Raw genomic sequence first — 15,151 nt, forward strand, 5'->3', positions numbered from 1 at the left:
GCGCCACTCCTAGTTGAGGTACTGACAGGTGGATCGCGGGGTGAACACGCCGTGCCCGGCGCGTCCGGTGTACTCCCGCTCGGTGATGACGTGTTCGCCTCGCGAGAGGACCGTCTCGACCCGGCCGGTGGTGCGCCTGCCCTCGTACGCCGAGTAGTCGACGTTCATGTGGTGCGTCTCGGCCGACATGACCTGCTCGGCGTGCGGGTCGTAGATGACGACGTCGGCGTCGGCGCCCGGCGCGATGGTGCCCTTCTTCGGGTACAGGCCGAACATGCGGGCCGGGGACGCGCAGGCGATCTCGATCCAGCGGCGGCGCGAGATGTGGCCGTCCAGGACCGCCTGGTGGAGCAGGTCCATGCGGTTCTCGACGCCCGGCAGGCCGTTGGGGATCTTGGAGAAGTCGCCGCGGCCGAGTTCCTTCTGGCCCACGAAGCAGAAGGGGCAGTGGTCGGTGGAGACGACCTGGAGGTCGTTCGTGCGCAGGCCGCGCCACAGTGCGGCCTGGTGTTCCTTCGGCCTCAGCGGCGTGCTGCACACGTATTTGGCCCCCTCGAAGTCCGGCTCGGCGAGGTTGTCGGTGGACAGGAACAGGTACTGCGGGCAGGTCTCGCCGAAGACGGGCAGCCCCTCGTCGCGGGCCCGGGCCAGCTCGGCGACCGCCTCCGTCGCCGAGACGTGCACGACGTACAGGGGCGCGCCGGCCACCTGCGCGAGCTTGATGGCGCGGTGGGTGGCCTCGGCCTCCAGCAGGGCCTTGCGGACCTCGCCGTGGTAGCGCGGGTCGGTCTCGCCCCGGGCGAGTGCCTGCTCGACCAGGACGTCGATCGCGATGCCGTTCTCGGCGTGCATCATGATCAGGCCGCCGTTGTCGGCGGAGCGTTGCATGGCGCGCAGGATCTGTCCGTCGTCGCTGTAGAAGACGCCCGGGTAGGCCATGAACTGCTTGAAGGAGGTGACGCCCTCCTCGACCAGGTGGTCCATCTCCTTGAGGGTGTGCTCGTTGACGTCGGAGACGATCATGTGGAAGCCGTAGTCGACGGCGCAGTTGCCCTCGGCCTTGGCGTGCCAGGCGTCGAGTCCCTCGCGCAGGCTGTGGCCGACGCTCTGCACGGCGAAGTCGATGATCGTCGTCGTGCCGCCCCAGGCGGCGGCCCGGGTGCCGGTCTCGAAGGTGTCGGAGGCGAAGGTGCCGCCGAAGGGCAGCTCCATATGGGTGTGGGCGTCGACGCCGCCGGGGATGACGTATTTTCCGGTGGCGTCGATCGTGCGGTCTGCGGTGAAGGCCCGCGCCGCCGGGGTGCTGGACGCGGCGAGGGCGGCGATGCGGCCGTCCTCGATCAGGACATCGGCGTGGATCTCGTCGGATGCGGTGATGACGAGGCCGCCGCGGATGACGGTTCGGGTGCTCATGCTCTGTCGCTCCTCGCCGTTTGAACGTGACGGTTGGCTGTGGCTGGTCGCGCAGTTCCCCGCGCCCCCGGGTTTCTCAGGGTGCTGTCAGTGGCCCGTACGCCCCCGGCGCGCGGTCCCGGTAGAACTGCCAGCGGTCGCGGACTTCTCGGAGTTTGGCCATGTCCAGGTCGCGGACGACCAGTTCGGGCTCCTTGTCGCTCGCCACCTCGCCGACGAACTGGGCCTCCGGGTCCACGAAGTACGAGGTGCCGTAGAAGTCGTTGTCGCCGTACTCCTCGACACCGACCCGGTTGATCGCGCCGACGAAGTACTCGTTGGCCACGGCCGCCGCCGGCTGCTCCAGTTGCCAGAGATAGCCGGACAGGCCGCGGGAGGTCGCCGACGGGTTGAAGACGATCTCGGCGCCCGCGAGACCCAGGGCGCGCCAGCCCTCGGGGAAGTGGCGGTCGTAGCAGATGTACACGCCGACCCGCCCGACCTTCGTGTCGAAGACGGGCCAGCCGCTGTTGCCCGGGCGGAAGTAGAACTTCTCCCAGAAGCCCCGCACTTGCGGAATGTGCGTCTTGCGGTACTTGCCGAGGTAGGAGCCGTCGGCATCGATCACGGCGGCGGTGTTGTAGAGGATGCCGGGCTGTTCCTCCTCGTACATCGGCAGCACCAGGACGATGCCGAGTTCCTCGGCGAGTGCCTGGAAGCGGCGCACGATCGGGCCCTCGGGGATCTGCTCGGCGTACTCGTAGAAGGCCGGGTCCTGGACCTGGCAGAAGTACGGGCCGTAGAACAGCTCCTGGAAGCACAGGACTTGAGCGCCCTGCGCGGCCGCGTCGCGGGCCGCCTGCTCGTGGACCTGGATCATCGATTCCTTGTCGCCCGTCCAGGCGGTCTGGAAGACGGCGGCGCGGATCACTCGGCTCATCGGGACCTCCGGTCGCTCGGTGTGCCGTGAGCCTAGGGAGGGCGAAGGGCGCCTTTGAGTTGCAGCGTGTCACGTCCGAGGGCGTGCAGCGTGCCACCGTGTCACTCTGTCGGAGTCCCATGTTTCACCGCCGTTTTCCCAGGTGGTCGCGTGTTTCACTGCTGTTGCGCGTCGTGCGCGAGGAGAGCGATGTGCACCGAGGCGGCCTGCTCGAAGTCGTCGAGGTCCACCCCGAGGCGGACCTGTATCGCCTCCAGGCGGCGGTAGAGGGCCGGCCGGGAGACGTGGTGGAGCTGGGCGGTGCGGGACTTGTTGCGGCCGGTGGCGAGGTAGGTGCGCAGCACCGACAGCAGGTCCTCGTCGGTCTCGCGCAGCAGCCCGTCCAGCTCCCGCTCCGCGAAGGACTGCACGTGCGGGTCGTCGCGCAGCAGCCGGATCAGGCCGCGCAGGTGGACGTCCTTCAGGCGCACGACCGGCGGGAGGTCGAGGACCGCGGAGGAGTCGGCCACGGCGTCCGCGACGTGCTGGGCCTCGCGCAGTCCGGTGGGTACGTCGTCCCAGGCGGCGCGGGCTTCGGCCGCGGCCACGACGGTGTGGTCCGGACCGGTCTCGGTCCGCAGCCGGGTCGCGAAGTGCGCGGCGAGGGCGCCCGCGTCCTGGTCCCGGGGCAGGCTCAGCAGCACGGCGGTCGCCCCGTCGGCCAGTTCGGCCACCAGCCCGGGCAGGCCCAGCAGCCGCAGGAGCCGTTCGAGCCGGGCGGGGTCGCCGTCGCGGACGACCAGCGGCACGAAGGTGCGCCGGTTGACCGGCAGCCCGGCCGCCCGGGCCCGGGGCAGCAGTTGCCGTGCCGGTACGACGCCGCTGACCAGGTCGGTCAGCAGGCTCTGCGCGGACTGCTCCTCCCAGGAGCACGCGGCGCCGCCGGCGAGCATGCGGTGCAGGACGAGAGCCTCGGCGGCGCGGTCGGCCAGCAGCCGTCCGGTGGCGGTGTCGCCGCGGTAGCCGCACAGCACGATCCGTCCCCACCGCTCCCCCCGCCCACCCAGTTCGGCCCGGATCCAGCCGTCGCCCTCGACGCCTCCCCCAGTGCCTGAACGGCCTGGGTGGTGCCCCCACGCCTGCCGGGCGATGCGCTCCCAGTCGCGCAGCACGTCGTCGACCGCGGACCGCTCCCCCGCCGTGCCGAGGACGCGATGGGCGAGGTTGGTGACGACGACCGGGCAGGCACTGTGCCGGGCCACCTCGTCGAGCAGGCGTTGCAGCGGGGCGCCGGCGGTGATGAGGGCGGTGAGTTCGGTGCGGACGGCCTCGGAGAGGCTGACGGCTGCGAACTTGCGCCGCACGAGCCGCGACTGGACCTCCTCGGTCAGTTCGGCGAAGGGGAAGGGACGGTGCAGGACGACCATCGGCAGCCCGCACCGCTCGGCCGCCCGGCGCATCACGTCCGGCGCCGCGGGGAAGGCGCGGCCGAGTCCGAGGACGACGGCGGCGGCCTCCGCGCGGTGCAGCGACCGGACGTACTCGGCCTGCTTGTCCTCGTCACCGGCGAGCAGCACACCGGTGGTGAGGACCATCTCGCCGCCGCTGAGCATCACACCGACGTCGGCGGCCTCGGCGACATGCACCCAGCGCACCGGCCGGTCGAGGTGGCGCGCGCCGGCCACCACCTCGGGCTCCCCGGCGAGCACCCGTTCCAGGGTGAGGACCTGCCGGACCGACAGGGCGGGCTCCAGGGAATCCGGGGTGATGGTCATGATGGCGGGCCCCTTGATCGGTGCACTGCTACGGGATGCTCCGCAGAGCGTTCTCCAGGATCGCGGCGCCCTCCTCGGCCTCCGCGACGTTGAGGGACAGCGGCGGGGCGACGCGCAGCGAGCTGGTGTTGTGCCCGCCGCCCTTGCCGATCAGCAGGCCGCCCTCGCGGGCCGCCTCCAGGACGGCCGCCGCGGTCTGCGGATCGGCCTCGTCGGTCCCCGGTTTCGTGATCTCGATGCCGATCATCAGCCCGCGTCCGCGCACCTCCCGTACGGCCGGGACGTGCGCGGCGACGGCCCGCAGCCGTTCGATGAGCAGACCGCCGACGCGCCGGGCGTTGCCCTGGAGGTCGTGCTCCAGCAGGTAGTTGAGGTTGGCGAGGCCCGCGGCCATGGTGATCTGGGTGCCGCCGAAGGTGGAGATGCTGTTGGAGTCCAGGCAGTTCATGATCTCGGAGCGGGCGACGACCCCGCCGATGGACATGCCGTTGCCGATGCCCTTGGCGAAGGTCATGATGTCGGGCGGCCCGTTGCGGCCGTGGGCCTGCCAGCCCCAGAAGTGCTCGCCGGTGCGGCCCCAGCCGGTCTGCACCTCGTCGGCGATCCACAGGATGCCGCGCTCGTGCAGCACCTCGCGGAAGGCGGCGTAGAGCCCGTCCGGTGGTGCTGTGAAGCCGCCGACACCCTGGACGGGTTCGGCGATCAGCGCGGCCGGCGGGCGGGTGTGGCCGAGCAGGTCCTTCAGGTCGTCGACGCAGGCCGCGATGAAGGCGTCGTCGCTGAGGGAGGCGAACGGGCCGCGGGTGCGCACGCCGCCGTGTACGTACAGGGTCTGGAGCGGGGAGAGCGAGGTCGGGGACCAGCCGCTGTTGCCGGTGATGCCGACGGCGCTGAAGGAGCGGCCGTGGTAGCTGTTGCGCATCGCGAGGATGGTGTTGCTGCGCCGGTACGCCGTGGCCAGCAGCAGGGCGGTGTCGTTGGCCTCGGTGCCCGAGGTGGTGAAGAAGACGCGGGCGTCCGGAATGCCGCTCAACTGGGCGATGCGCTCGGCGAGTTCGACCATCGGGCGGTTGAGGTACAGGGTGGAGGAGTGGATGATCCGCCCGGCCTGCTCGCTCACCGCCTTCGTCACCTCGGGCAGCGCGTGCGCCGTCATGGTGGTGAGGATGCCGCCGAAGAAGTCGAGGTACCGGTTGCCCTGCGCGTCCCAGACGTGGCGGCCCTCGCCGTGGGTGATCTCCAGGGGCTCCTCGTAGTAGAGGGCGAGCCAGTCCGGGAGCACGGCCCGGTGGCGGCCCAGGAGGTCGTTGGTCACGGCTGCACCAGCCCTTCGTAGGCGTCGGGACGGCGGTCGCGGTAGAAGGCCCACGTCTGCCGCACTTCTTCGATGAGGTCGAGGTCGATGTCCCGGATCACGAGTTCCTCCTGGCTGTCGCTGGCGACGTCCCCCACGAACTGCCCGCGCGGGTCGACGAAGTAGCTCGTGCCGTAGAAGTCGTTGTCCCCGTACTCCTCCTGCCCGACGCGGTTGATCGCGGCGATGTAGTACCCGTTGGCGACGGCGGCCGCGGGCTGCTCAAGGCGCCACAGGTGGGAGGACAGGCTCCGGTGGGTGGCCGAGGGGTTGTAGACCAGCTGGGCGCCGGCCAGGCCGAGTTGGCGCCAGCCCTCCGGGAAGTGGCGGTCGTAGCAGATGTAGACGCCGACCTTGCCGACCGCCGTGTCGAAGACGGGCCAGCCGAGGTTCCCGGGCTTGAAGTAGAACTTCTCGCGGAAGCCCTTGAGCTGGGGGATGTGGTGCTTGCGGTACTTGCCGAGATAGGTGCCGTCGGAGTCGATCACGGCCGCGGTGTTGTAGTAGAAGCCGGGCTGCTCCGCCTCGAACACCGGCGCGACGATCACCATGCCGGTCTCGCGCGCGAGCGCCCGCATCCGCCGCACGGTCGGCCCGTCGGGGACGGGCTCGGCCCAGCGGTAGTGCTCCGGCTCCTCGACCTGACAGAAGTAGGGGCTGTTGAAGACTTCCTGGAAACCGATGATCTTCGCGCCCCGGCGGGCCGCCTCGCGGGCGTGCTCCTCGTGTTTCGCCACCATGGACTCGGTGTCGCCGGTCCAGGTGGCCTGGACCAGGGCGGCACGTACGACGTTGGCCATGAGCTGCTCCTTCGACGCGACGTCTGCGCCTCTACGCCCGTAGAAGCGGGCCGTAGAGCCACGAACGTAAGCCTCTGGCACGGGGTTGCCAAGACCATCGTCGCCAACCCGCGGGGCATTGCGCGATTCGCACTCCTGTGGGTGAGTCGCCCCGGGTGCGACGTCGCCGGTCAGGCGGGGAATCCGGCGACTCGCAGGGCGTGCACGAGATCCCAGCTGCGCTCGTCCGACACCCCCCGGGCGGCCTCCAGGAGGAGCGGCACGAGGCGCTGCGGGTCGGGTGCGGCGCTGCGGGCGGCTTCCTCGGGGGTCCGGGCCCTCACGTACGCGTCGAGCAGCACGCGCACCTCGCGATGGCGCCCCTCGGCGGCCAGGCCGAGGACGGCGTCCCCGACCTCGCCGGGCGGCCGTGCGACGCCCTGCCGCAGCATCTGCTGCCCGTCCCCCGCCCGCCCGGCGGCGACCAGGGCGTCGGCGGCTGCGACCAGTCGCCCGGCGGGCAGCGAGGCGGCCTCCCACAGCAGGGTCTGCCAGTCGGCGTCCAGGCCGGCGCGGTGCAGCCGCTCCGCGAGCAGCGGAAACCGGGCGGGCTCCCACGCGGCGATCTCGGTCAGCAGCGCGTGTGCCTCCCCGCTGCGCCCTTCGCTCCGCAGCCGGGCCAGCAGGTCGACGGTCCGCCCGACCTCGGCCGGCTCCACGGCCCCGGGCCGGTCCGCCTCCGGTACCGCCTGTCCCACCACCGCCTCCTCGGCGGCCCCGGCGAAGCGGGCGCCGCGTGGGGTCCGGCCGGGGGCCGTGGGGGCGGGCGCGGGCAGCTCCGGCACGACGGCTGCCGGCGGCACGACTACGGCTGCGCCACCCTCGTCCGCCATCCCGGCGAAACGAGCACTGCCGCGACGTCGTTTGCGCTGTTTGGCGGTGGGGGGCCGGGGGGCGGCCGGGGTGGGGTCGGTGGGTCGGGGTTCGGAAGCCAGGGGAGTGGAGCCGGTGGGTGGGGGTCCGGACGCTACGGGGGTGGAGCCCGCGGCCGGGGTGCCGAACGCGCCGGGGGCGGTCGCGGCCGGGTCTGCGCCCCCGGCGGTCACACGGCCGGACGTACCGGGTGCGGCGGCTCCCCCGTGGGTGGTCCGGCTCGCGGGATGCTGCGGGGCGTACCCCCGGGCCGCCTGGCCCACGGCGTCGTAGCGGCCGACCGTGTCGGCCCCGGCCGGGTCCCGGGCGGGGAGCGCGTCGGCCCCGGCAGCTTCCCCGGAGGCGGGCCGGCCCGGGAGCCACTGCGGGGCCGACCGCCGTTCATGGCCTCCGGCGTCGTACTGACCGGCGACATCGGCCACGGCCGGGTCAGAGGCGAGGACAGCCTCGGATCCGGCGGCCCTGGCCGCTCCCCCCGGGGCAGGCCGGCTCGCGGGGTACGGCCGGGCCTGCCGGCGAGCCTCTCGCTCTACGGCGTCGTAGTGGCCGGCGGCGTCGGCCCCGGCCGGGTCAAGGGCAGGGAAGACGTCGGCCCCGGCGGCTTCCCCGGAGGCGGGCCGGCCCGGGAGGTACTGCCGGGCGCTCCGCCGATCCTCCCGGCCTCCGGCGTCATACCTACTCTCGGCGCCGGCTCCCGCCCGGGCACGGGCCGGCAGCGCGTCGACCCCGGCGGCTTCCCCCTGGGCGGGCCGGCTCGTCGGGGTGCGCCGCCCGGCTTCCAGGCCTCCGGCGCCCTGCCGGCCGGGAGCGCCGGTCCCCGCCCGCCGGCCCCCGGGCTCGTAACCACCACCAGTCGTGGACGGCCCGGCGGCGTCCTCCCACGCCCTCGGGAGGAACTCCCGGTCCCGTCGGTCCAGGTGGGCCATCCGCGCCCGGAGTTCCGCGCAGCGCGCGACGGCCCGTTCGTGGTCATCCCGCGCCCAGGCCAGGTCGACGCGCAGGGCGTCCGCCTGCTCGCGGGTGGCGGCCGAGGTCAGGTGGCGGGCCAGGGCGGCCTGGCGTTCGGCGGCGTACTTCTGTTCGCGAAGCATGACGTCGAGGCGATCGCCGAGGGCGGCGCGGCCCCCGGGCCGGCCGTCGTACGCGGCGAGCGCCGCGGCGTGCAGGGCGCGGGCCCGGTCCGTCTCCGGGCCGGCGCCCCCGGGGCCGTACTGCCCGGCAAGATCCCGCAGCAGGGCCTCGACCACGTCCCAGGGCGGCATCTCGCGCCCGTCGAGGCAGGCCCGCATGCCCTCCGGGTCGCGCTGCCAGAACACCGCGCACCAGCCGCCGGAGGGGTCAAGGCGCGCCAGCAGACCGTCCAGGTAGGTCGCGAACTCCCCGACTTCTGCCGGGAGTTGATCCGCCGCCATCGCTCAACTCCCGTGAGACCGGAGCACTCCGATCCGTAGGCAACACCAGTCGTGTTACGGGCGTGCTACGGGGAGTTTTCACGCGCGGCGCAGGAGCCTCAGAAGGGTACGGGCACGCACTGTCCGGCCAGTTCGTCCATGGACAGTCCGAGCACGCCGGCCAGCGCGGCCACCGTGAAGAAGGCCGGAGTCGGGGCCCGGCCGGTCTCGATCTTCCGGAGGGTCTCCGCGGAGATGCCGGCGCTCGCCGCGATCTGCGTCATGCTCCGGTCGCCACGCGCCTCACGCAGCAGCCTGCCGAGCCGCTCGCCGCGTTCGCGCTCTTCGGGGGTGAGAGGGGTGCGCACCATGACCCCATTCTAATACCGGTATAGTAATTGGCATGGTGGAGCTGAAGACAGACACTTCTATCGACGCGATGTACGAGGCGGGCCAGGTCGTGGCCCGGGCCCTGACGGCTGCCCGGCAGGCGGCCGCCGTGGGCGTGTCCTTGCTGGAACTGGACGAGGTGGCGCACGGCGTGCTGCGCAAGGCGGGCGCGACCTCACCCTTCCTGGGGTATCACCCGTCCTTCGCACCGACCCCCTTCCCCGCCGTCCTCTGCGTCTCGGTCAACGACGCGATCGTGCACGGCATCCCGACCCGCTACCGCCTGCGCGACGGCGACCTCGTCTCGATCGACTTCGGCGCCGAACTGGGCGGCTGGGTGGGCGACTCCGCGCTCAGCTTCGTCGTGGGCACCCCGCGCGCGGCGGACCTCCGCCTGATCGAGACCGCCGAGCAGGCCCTCGCGGCCGGGATCGAGGCGGCCGTCGTCGGCAACCGCATCGGCGACATCGCCCACGCGATCGGCACGGTGTGCCGGGGCGCCGGTTACGGCATCCCGGACGGCTTCGGCGGCCACGGCATCGGCCGCCGCATGCACGAGGACCCCGGGGTGCCGAACGAGGGCCGCCCCGGGCGCGGCATGCGGCTGCGGCACGGCATGGTGCTGGCCATCGAGCCCATGGTCGTCGCGGGCGGCAGGGACGACTTCCACGCGGCCCCCGACGGCTGGACCCTGAAGACGAACGACGGTTCCCGGGCCGCCCACGCCGAGCACACGGTGGCGATCACTGACTCGGGGCCGAGGATCCTGACCGCACGCTGACCTGCGCCGGGATTACCCGGATACATCCCAAAGGTGCCCCTAGCCGACGATCGTGCGAAGGTGTTCTACGAGCGCGCCCCAGGTGTAACCGGCTGCCACCCGGGTTACCCGACCCCGGCACGTCGACCAGCGAGGGCGTCCCCCGCCCGCGCGCCGGGGACGCCGGGAACGGAAGGCCCATGAGCAGCGGCTTCACCAGCCCGGAGGGCTACGGCTCGGATCCCTTCGGAGAATTCCTCGCACGCTTCTTCGGCGGACCGCGTCCCGGTCCCCGGCAGATCGATCTCGGGCGGCTGCTCAGCCAGCCGGCCCGGGAGCTCGTCCGCGGCGCCGCCCAGTACGCCGCCGAGCACGGCAGCCGGGACCTCGACACGCAGCACCTGCTGCGGGCGGCGCTCGCCACCGAACCCACACGCACCCTGCTCAGCAAGGCCGGTGCGAACCCGGACTCACTGGCGTCGCAGATCGACGACCGCTCTGGCCCGGCCCAGCACACGCCGGACGACGCCCCGCCCCCGACCGCGCTCTCCCTCACCCCGGCCGCCAAGCGCGCCCTGCTGGACGCGCACGACATGGCCCGGGCCCGCGGCTACGGCTACATCGGCCCGGAGCACGTGCTGAGCGCCCTGGCCTCGAACCCCGACTCGGCCGCCGGGCACATCCTCAACGCGGCCCGCTTCGCGCCCTCCGAACCGCCCGAGGCGCCGGAGGTCCCCCCGTCCGAGCGTCCGCGCCCGACGAACACGCCGACCCTCGACAAGTACGGGCGGGACCTCACCGAGCTGGCCCGGCAGGGCCGGATCGACCCGGTGATCGGCCGGGACCAGGAGATCGAGCAGACCGTCGAGGTCCTCTCCCGGCGCGGCAAGAACAACCCGGTGCTGATCGGTGACGCGGGAGTCGGCAAGACGGCCATCGTGGAGGGGCTCGCGCAGCGCATCTCCGAAGCGGACGTGCCCGACGTGCTGATCGGACGCCGCGTGGTCGCCCTGGACCTCACGGGTGTGGTCGCGGGCACCCGCTACCGGGGTGACTTCGAGGAGCGGATGAACAACATCGTGGGTGAGATCCGCGCCCACTCCGACCAGTTGATCATCTTCATCGACGAGCTGCACACGGTCGTGGGCGCCGGTTCCGGCGGCGGCGACGGCAGCTCGATGGACGCCGGCAACATCCTCAAGCCGGCCCTCGCCCGGGGTGAGCTGCACATCGTCGGCGCCACCACGCTGGAGGAGTACCGCCGTATCGAGAAGGACGCGGCGCTGGCCCGCCGCTTCCAGCCGATCATGGTGCCGGAGCCCACCGCCGCGGACGCCATCGAGATCCTGCGCGGCCTCCAGGACCGCTACGAGGCCCACCACCAGGTCCGCTACACCGACGGGGCCCTGGTCGCGGCCGTGGAGCTGTCCGACCGCTACCTCACCGACCGCCGCCTGCCCGACAAGGCCATCGACCTCATCGACCAGGCCGGTGCCCGGGTGCGGCTGCGGGCCCGGACCAAGGGCACGGACGTCCGGTCCATGGAACGGGAGCTGGAGCAGCTGACCCGGGACAAGGACCAGGCCGTCGCCGACGAGCAGTACGAGCAGGCCACCCAGTTGCGCGACCGGATCGTGGACCTGAAGCAGCGGATCACCGAGGCCGGCGGTGACGGCGAGGTCGACGAAGGCCAGGACCTGGTCGTCGGGTCCGAGTCGATCGCCGAGGTGGTGTCCCGGCAGACGGGCATCCCGGTCAGCAGCCTCACCCAGGAGGAGAAGGACCGTCTGCTGGGCCTGGAGGAGCATCTGCACCAGCGGGTGGTCGGCCAGGACGAGGCCGTGCGGGTCGTCTCGGACGCGGTGCTGCGCTCCCGCGCCGGGCTGGCCGCCCCCGACCGCCCGATCGGCAGCTTCCTGTTCCTCGGCCCGACGGGCGTCGGCAAGACCGAACTGGCCCGGGCGCTCGCCGAGGCGCTGTTCGGCAGCGAGGACCGCATGGTCCGGCTCGACATGAGCGAGTACCAGGAGCGCCACACCGTCAGCAGGCTGATCGGCGCCCCGCCCGGCTACGTGGGCCACGAGGAGGCGGGCCAGCTCACCGAGGTCGTGCGCCGCCACCCCTACTCACTGCTGCTGCTGGACGAGGTGGAGAAGGCCCACCCGGACGTCTTCAACATCCTGCTCCAGGTCCTCGACGACGGCCGGCTGACCGACTCCCAGGGCCGCACGGTGGACTTCAGCAACACGGTCATCGTGATGACGAGCAACCTCGGATCCGAGGCGATCACCCGCCGGGGCGCCACGACGGGCTTCGCCGCGGGCGGCGCCGACGCGGACGAGGAGGCCCGCCGCGAACAGATCCTGCGGCCCCTGCGCGAGCACTTCCGCCCCGAGTTCCTCAACCGCATCGACGAGATCGTGGTCTTCCGCCAGCTCACGACGGAGCAGCTGCGCCGGATCACCAACCTCCTGCTGGACCGCACCCGTTCCCTCGTACAGGACAAGGGCGTCACGGTGACCTTCACCGACCGCGCGGTGGAGTGGCTGGCCGAACGCGGCTACCAGCCGGAGTACGGCGCCCGCCCGCTCCGCCGCACCATCCAGCGGGAGGTGGACAACGAGCTGTCACGCCTGTTGCTGGACGGCAGGGTCTCCAAGAACGGCCGAGTGACGGTCGATGTGCAGGACGGCACCTTGGCCTTCGAGACCGAAGAGGCGGCTGCGCCCTCGCCCTGAGCGCGCGGGGAACCGCGCGCTCAGCCCCCACACCCCCGCACCCGGCATTCAACGCACAGGCCGTACCACCATCGCCGATCCCCCACCCCGCCGCACGGTCTCAGCGGCTGCCAGCCACTTCCCGCCCGGCAGCCGCTGAACACCCGTGGCCGCACCGATCTCCGGGTTCGCCTTGAAGGAGTGCCCGATCGCCTCCAGCTGCTGCCTGACACCACTGTCGAAGCCGGGCTCCAGCTCGGTCTGTGCGGCGTTGCGCTGACTGGCCCGGGGCGCCGCGATCGCGTCGACCAGCGGCAGCCCCCGGTCGACGAACCCGGTGAGCGTCTGAAGCACGGTCGTGATGATCGTCGCGCCGCCCGGTGACCCGAGCGCCACCACGGGCTGGTGGTGCCGGTCCAGCACGATCGTCGGCGACATCGACGACCGCGGCCGCTTGCCCGGCCCCGGCAGGTTCGGATCGTGCACGGCCGGGTTCGCCGGGGTGAAGGAGAAGTCCGTCAGCTCGTTGTTGAGGATGAACCCCCGCCCCGGCACGGTGATCCCGCTGCCGCCGGTCTGCTCGATGGTGAGGGTGTAGGCGACGACGTTGCCCCACTTGTCGGCCACCGTCAGGTGTGTGGTGCTGTCGCCCTCGTAGGTCGTCGGCGCGGCCTTGCCACCGGAGCCGCACCGCTCAGGATGACGCGGATCACCCGGCGGCACCGGGCTGGAGAGCACGGCGTCGTCCTTGATGAGGCACGCGCGCGAGTCGGCGAACCGCTGCGAGAGCAGTTCCTTCGTCGGCACGTCCTCGAACGCCGGGTCACCGACCCACCGCCCCCGGTCCGCGAACGCGATCCGGCTGGCCTCGATGAAGCGGTGCAGATAGCGGGCCTCGCTCGCCTTCGACAGGTCCGTCCGCTCCAGGATGTTGAGCGCCTCACCGACCGTCGTGCCTCCGGAGGAGGACGGCGCCATGGAGTAGACGCCGAGGCCGCGGTAGGAGGTCCGGGTGGGCGCCTGGGCCTTGGTGCGGTAGGCGGCCAGGTCCTTGGCGGACAGGTCGCCGGGCCGGGCGTTCCAGCCGGAGGCGGGGTCCACCGGCGGCTTGTTGACCGTGTCGACGATGTCCCGTCCGAGCCGGCCGCGGTAGAGCGCATCGACACCCTCGCGCCCCAGCTCCGCGTACGTACGGGCGAGGTCGGGGTTCTTGAAGGTGGAGCCGACGACAGGGAGTTCGCCACCCGGGAGGAACAGTTCGGCGGTGTCCGGGAAGTAGCGGAAGCGGGTCTCGTTGGACGCCGTCTGCGAGCGGAAGGTCTCGTCGACGGTGAAACCGTCACGCGCCAGCCGCTCGGCCGGTTTCAGGACACTCCCGAGCCGCTTGCTGCCCCACCGGTCGAGAGCCGTCTGCCAGGTGGCGGGCGTGCCCGGGGTGCCGACGCTCAGGCCGCTGCTGACGGCGTCGGCGAAGGCCAGGGGCTTGCCGTTCTCGGTGAACAGGTTCTTGTCGGCGGTGAGCGGGGCGGTCTCGCGGCCGTCGATGGTGCGTACCGTGCGGGACTTGGCGTCGTAGTACACGAAGTAGCCGCCCCCGCCGATGCCGGCGGAGTAGGGCTCGGTGACGCCGAGCGCGGCGGCCGTGGCGACGGCCGCGTCGACGGCGTTGCCGCCCTTCCTCAGGACCTCGATCCCGGCGGCGGAAGCATCGGGGTCGACGCTGGAGACTGCGCCCCCGTAGCCGACGGCCAGCGGGGTCTTCCCACCGCCGGTGCCCGGAGCGGCGGGTGGCGGCGCCGCCGCTCCCACCGACACCACCACGGCGGCCGAAACCGCCAGGACCGTCAGATTCCGTGCGACAGGGCGACGCATCCGCACCTCCAGTCAAAGGCCGTCCGCGCAGCTTAATTCATCGCCATGGCCGCGTCAGGCAAGCGTCGAACACCGGTGCGTCGGGCCCGCTACCATGCGCGCCCATGAATGACGACGTGCGCAACATCGTTCTGGGTGTGGTCGCGGCGGGCATCAGCGCGACGCTGGGCTGGCTCGCCCGTACGTTCCTGTGGAGGCGCAAACTCCGGCGCAAGCAGGCCTTCTTCGGGCTGCCCGAGAACTCCGAGTCCCTGCTCGTCGTCAACCGCGATCCGGCCGCGAGCGAACCGGCGGTCCACCGCTTCGACGTGTACGCGCTCCTGGAGCTCTCCGCGCTGATCAAGGACTGCGGCGCGCACCTCCATGTCGTCACCCAGGACGCGGCGCATCAGGGCTTCGGGGAGCGCACCGAGTTCTGCGTGGGCGGCCCGGGGTCGAACCGCCGCATGATGGCGCACATGTCGGCCATGCTGCCCGGGGTGCGCGTCAACATCGACGCCGAACCGGGGCCGGACCGGGGCGCCTTCCAGATCGGCGGCGAGCGCTACCGCATGGACCCGGGCATCACGGAGTACGTGCTGCTGGCCCGCCTCACCGTCGGCGACCGCCGCGACGCCCGTCCGGTGTTCCTCTTCTGCGGCCAGCGGGCCATCACCAACCAGGCCGCCACCCGCTACCTCGCCCGCAACCACGAGCGACTGACCCGCACGTACGCCAACAACTCCTTCGTCCTGCTGCTCAAGGTGATCAACTCGCAGGCGTACGGCCCGGACGTCGTCGAGCTGGTGGAGGACGTGACGCGGGCGGCGCAGACCGCGCTGCCCGCCGCGGCGACGGCTCCACGCACTACACACCGCGCCTCCTGAAGT

General features: G+C 72.3%; 11 protein-coding genes. 3 read left to right on the forward strand and 8 right to left on the reverse strand.

Features of this window, described 5'->3' with window-relative positions; translation table 11 throughout:
• Window positions 1-9: 9 nt before the first annotated feature.
• The 7 genes from hydA to GTY56_RS05830 all read right to left on the reverse strand — a co-directional run bounded on the left by hydA (window position 10) and on the right by GTY56_RS05830 (window position 8,914).
• Window positions 10-1,413, reverse strand: a complete 1,404-nt coding sequence (gene hydA, locus GTY56_RS05800; protein WP_161363130.1) for a dihydropyrimidinase — start codon at window positions 1,411-1,413, stop codon at window positions 10-12.
• A 76-nt stretch (window positions 1,414-1,489) separates the two neighbouring features.
• Entirely contained in the window at window positions 1,490-2,332 is an 843-nt protein-coding gene (locus GTY56_RS05805) for a nitrilase-related carbon-nitrogen hydrolase (RefSeq protein ID WP_161363133.1), read from the reverse strand.
• A gap of 155 nt (window positions 2,333-2,487) precedes the next feature.
• A complete protein-coding gene (locus GTY56_RS05810; protein WP_161363135.1) occupies window positions 2,488-4,086 on the reverse strand; it encodes a PucR family transcriptional regulator in 1,599 nt (532 codons plus the stop codon).
• A gap of 28 nt (window positions 4,087-4,114) precedes the next feature.
• On the reverse strand, window positions 4,115-5,401 hold the full coding sequence (locus tag GTY56_RS05815; protein ID WP_161363137.1) for an aminotransferase class III-fold pyridoxal phosphate-dependent enzyme: 1,287 nt from the start codon (window positions 5,399-5,401) through the stop codon (window positions 4,115-4,117).
• Window positions 5,398-6,240: a nitrilase-related carbon-nitrogen hydrolase gene (locus GTY56_RS05820; protein WP_161363140.1), complete on the reverse strand. Its 843-nt coding sequence runs from the start codon at window positions 6,238-6,240 to the stop codon at window positions 5,398-5,400. The genes GTY56_RS05815 and GTY56_RS05820 overlap by 4 nt, the downstream gene beginning before the upstream one ends.
• A gap of 170 nt (window positions 6,241-6,410) precedes the next feature.
• A complete protein-coding gene (locus tag GTY56_RS05825) occupies window positions 6,411-8,564 on the reverse strand; it encodes a hypothetical protein (protein ID WP_161363142.1) in 2,154 nt (717 codons plus the stop codon).
• Between the two features lie 98 nt (window positions 8,565-8,662).
• Window positions 8,663-8,914: a helix-turn-helix domain-containing protein gene (locus GTY56_RS05830; RefSeq protein ID WP_161363143.1), complete on the reverse strand. Its 252-nt coding sequence runs from the start codon at window positions 8,912-8,914 to the stop codon at window positions 8,663-8,665.
• A gap of 32 nt (window positions 8,915-8,946) precedes the next feature.
• Here GTY56_RS05830 and map point away from each other — a divergent pair, with 32 nt between their 5' ends.
• Window positions 8,947-9,714 carry a type I methionyl aminopeptidase gene (gene map, locus GTY56_RS05835; RefSeq protein WP_161363146.1) on the forward strand — a complete coding sequence of 256 codons (768 nt, stop codon included), beginning with the start codon at window positions 8,947-8,949 and terminating at the stop codon, window positions 9,712-9,714.
• Window positions 9,715-9,893: 179 nt separating this feature from the next.
• Window positions 9,894-12,431 carry an ATP-dependent Clp protease ATP-binding subunit gene (locus tag GTY56_RS05840; protein WP_161363148.1) on the forward strand — a complete coding sequence of 846 codons (2,538 nt, stop codon included), beginning with the start codon at window positions 9,894-9,896 and terminating at the stop codon, window positions 12,429-12,431.
• A gap of 48 nt (window positions 12,432-12,479) precedes the next feature.
• Here GTY56_RS05840 and ggt read toward each other — a convergent pair whose 3' ends face one another.
• The gene (ggt, locus tag GTY56_RS05845; RefSeq protein ID WP_161363149.1) at window positions 12,480-14,282 is read right to left on the reverse strand and encodes a gamma-glutamyltransferase; all 1,803 of its coding nucleotides are present in this window, start codon (window positions 14,280-14,282) and stop codon (window positions 12,480-12,482) included.
• 104 nt (window positions 14,283-14,386) lie between these two features.
• Here ggt and GTY56_RS05850 point away from each other — a divergent pair, with 104 nt between their 5' ends.
• Window positions 14,387-15,148 carry a hypothetical protein gene (locus GTY56_RS05850; RefSeq protein WP_161363151.1) on the forward strand — a complete coding sequence of 254 codons (762 nt, stop codon included), beginning with the start codon at window positions 14,387-14,389 and terminating at the stop codon, window positions 15,146-15,148.
• The last annotated feature ends 3 nt before the right edge of the window (window positions 15,149-15,151 follow it).

It is taken from the genome of Streptomyces sp. SID5643, from assembly GCF_009872555.1.
GTDB classification, from domain to species: Bacteria; Actinomycetota; Actinomycetes; order Streptomycetales; family Streptomycetaceae; genus Streptomyces; species Streptomyces iakyrus.

Coding starts and splice junctions, on each gene's coding strand:
- GTY56_RS05840 (WP_161363148.1), top strand. CDS start 9,894: ATGAGCAGCGGCTTCACCAGCCCGGAGGGCTACGGCTCGGATCCCTTC.
- GTY56_RS05830 (WP_161363143.1), bottom strand. CDS start 8,914: ATGGTGCGCACCCCTCTCACCCCCGAAGAGCGCGAACGCGGCGAGCGG.
- GTY56_RS05805 (WP_161363133.1), bottom strand. CDS start 2,332: ATGAGCCGAGTGATCCGCGCCGCCGTCTTCCAGACCGCCTGGACGGGC.
- GTY56_RS05820 (WP_161363140.1), bottom strand. CDS start 6,240: ATGGCCAACGTCGTACGTGCCGCCCTGGTCCAGGCCACCTGGACCGGC.
- GTY56_RS05825 (WP_161363142.1), bottom strand. CDS start 8,564: ATGGCGGCGGATCAACTCCCGGCAGAAGTCGGGGAGTTCGCGACCTAC.
- ggt (WP_161363149.1), bottom strand. CDS start 14,282: ATGCGTCGCCCTGTCGCACGGAATCTGACGGTCCTGGCGGTTTCGGCC.
- GTY56_RS05810 (WP_161363135.1), bottom strand. CDS start 4,086: ATGACCATCACCCCGGATTCCCTGGAGCCCGCCCTGTCGGTCCGGCAG.
- GTY56_RS05850 (WP_161363151.1), top strand. CDS start 14,387: ATGAATGACGACGTGCGCAACATCGTTCTGGGTGTGGTCGCGGCGGGC.
- map (WP_161363146.1), top strand. CDS start 8,947: ATGGTGGAGCTGAAGACAGACACTTCTATCGACGCGATGTACGAGGCG.
- hydA (WP_161363130.1), bottom strand. CDS start 1,413: ATGAGCACCCGAACCGTCATCCGCGGCGGCCTCGTCATCACCGCATCC.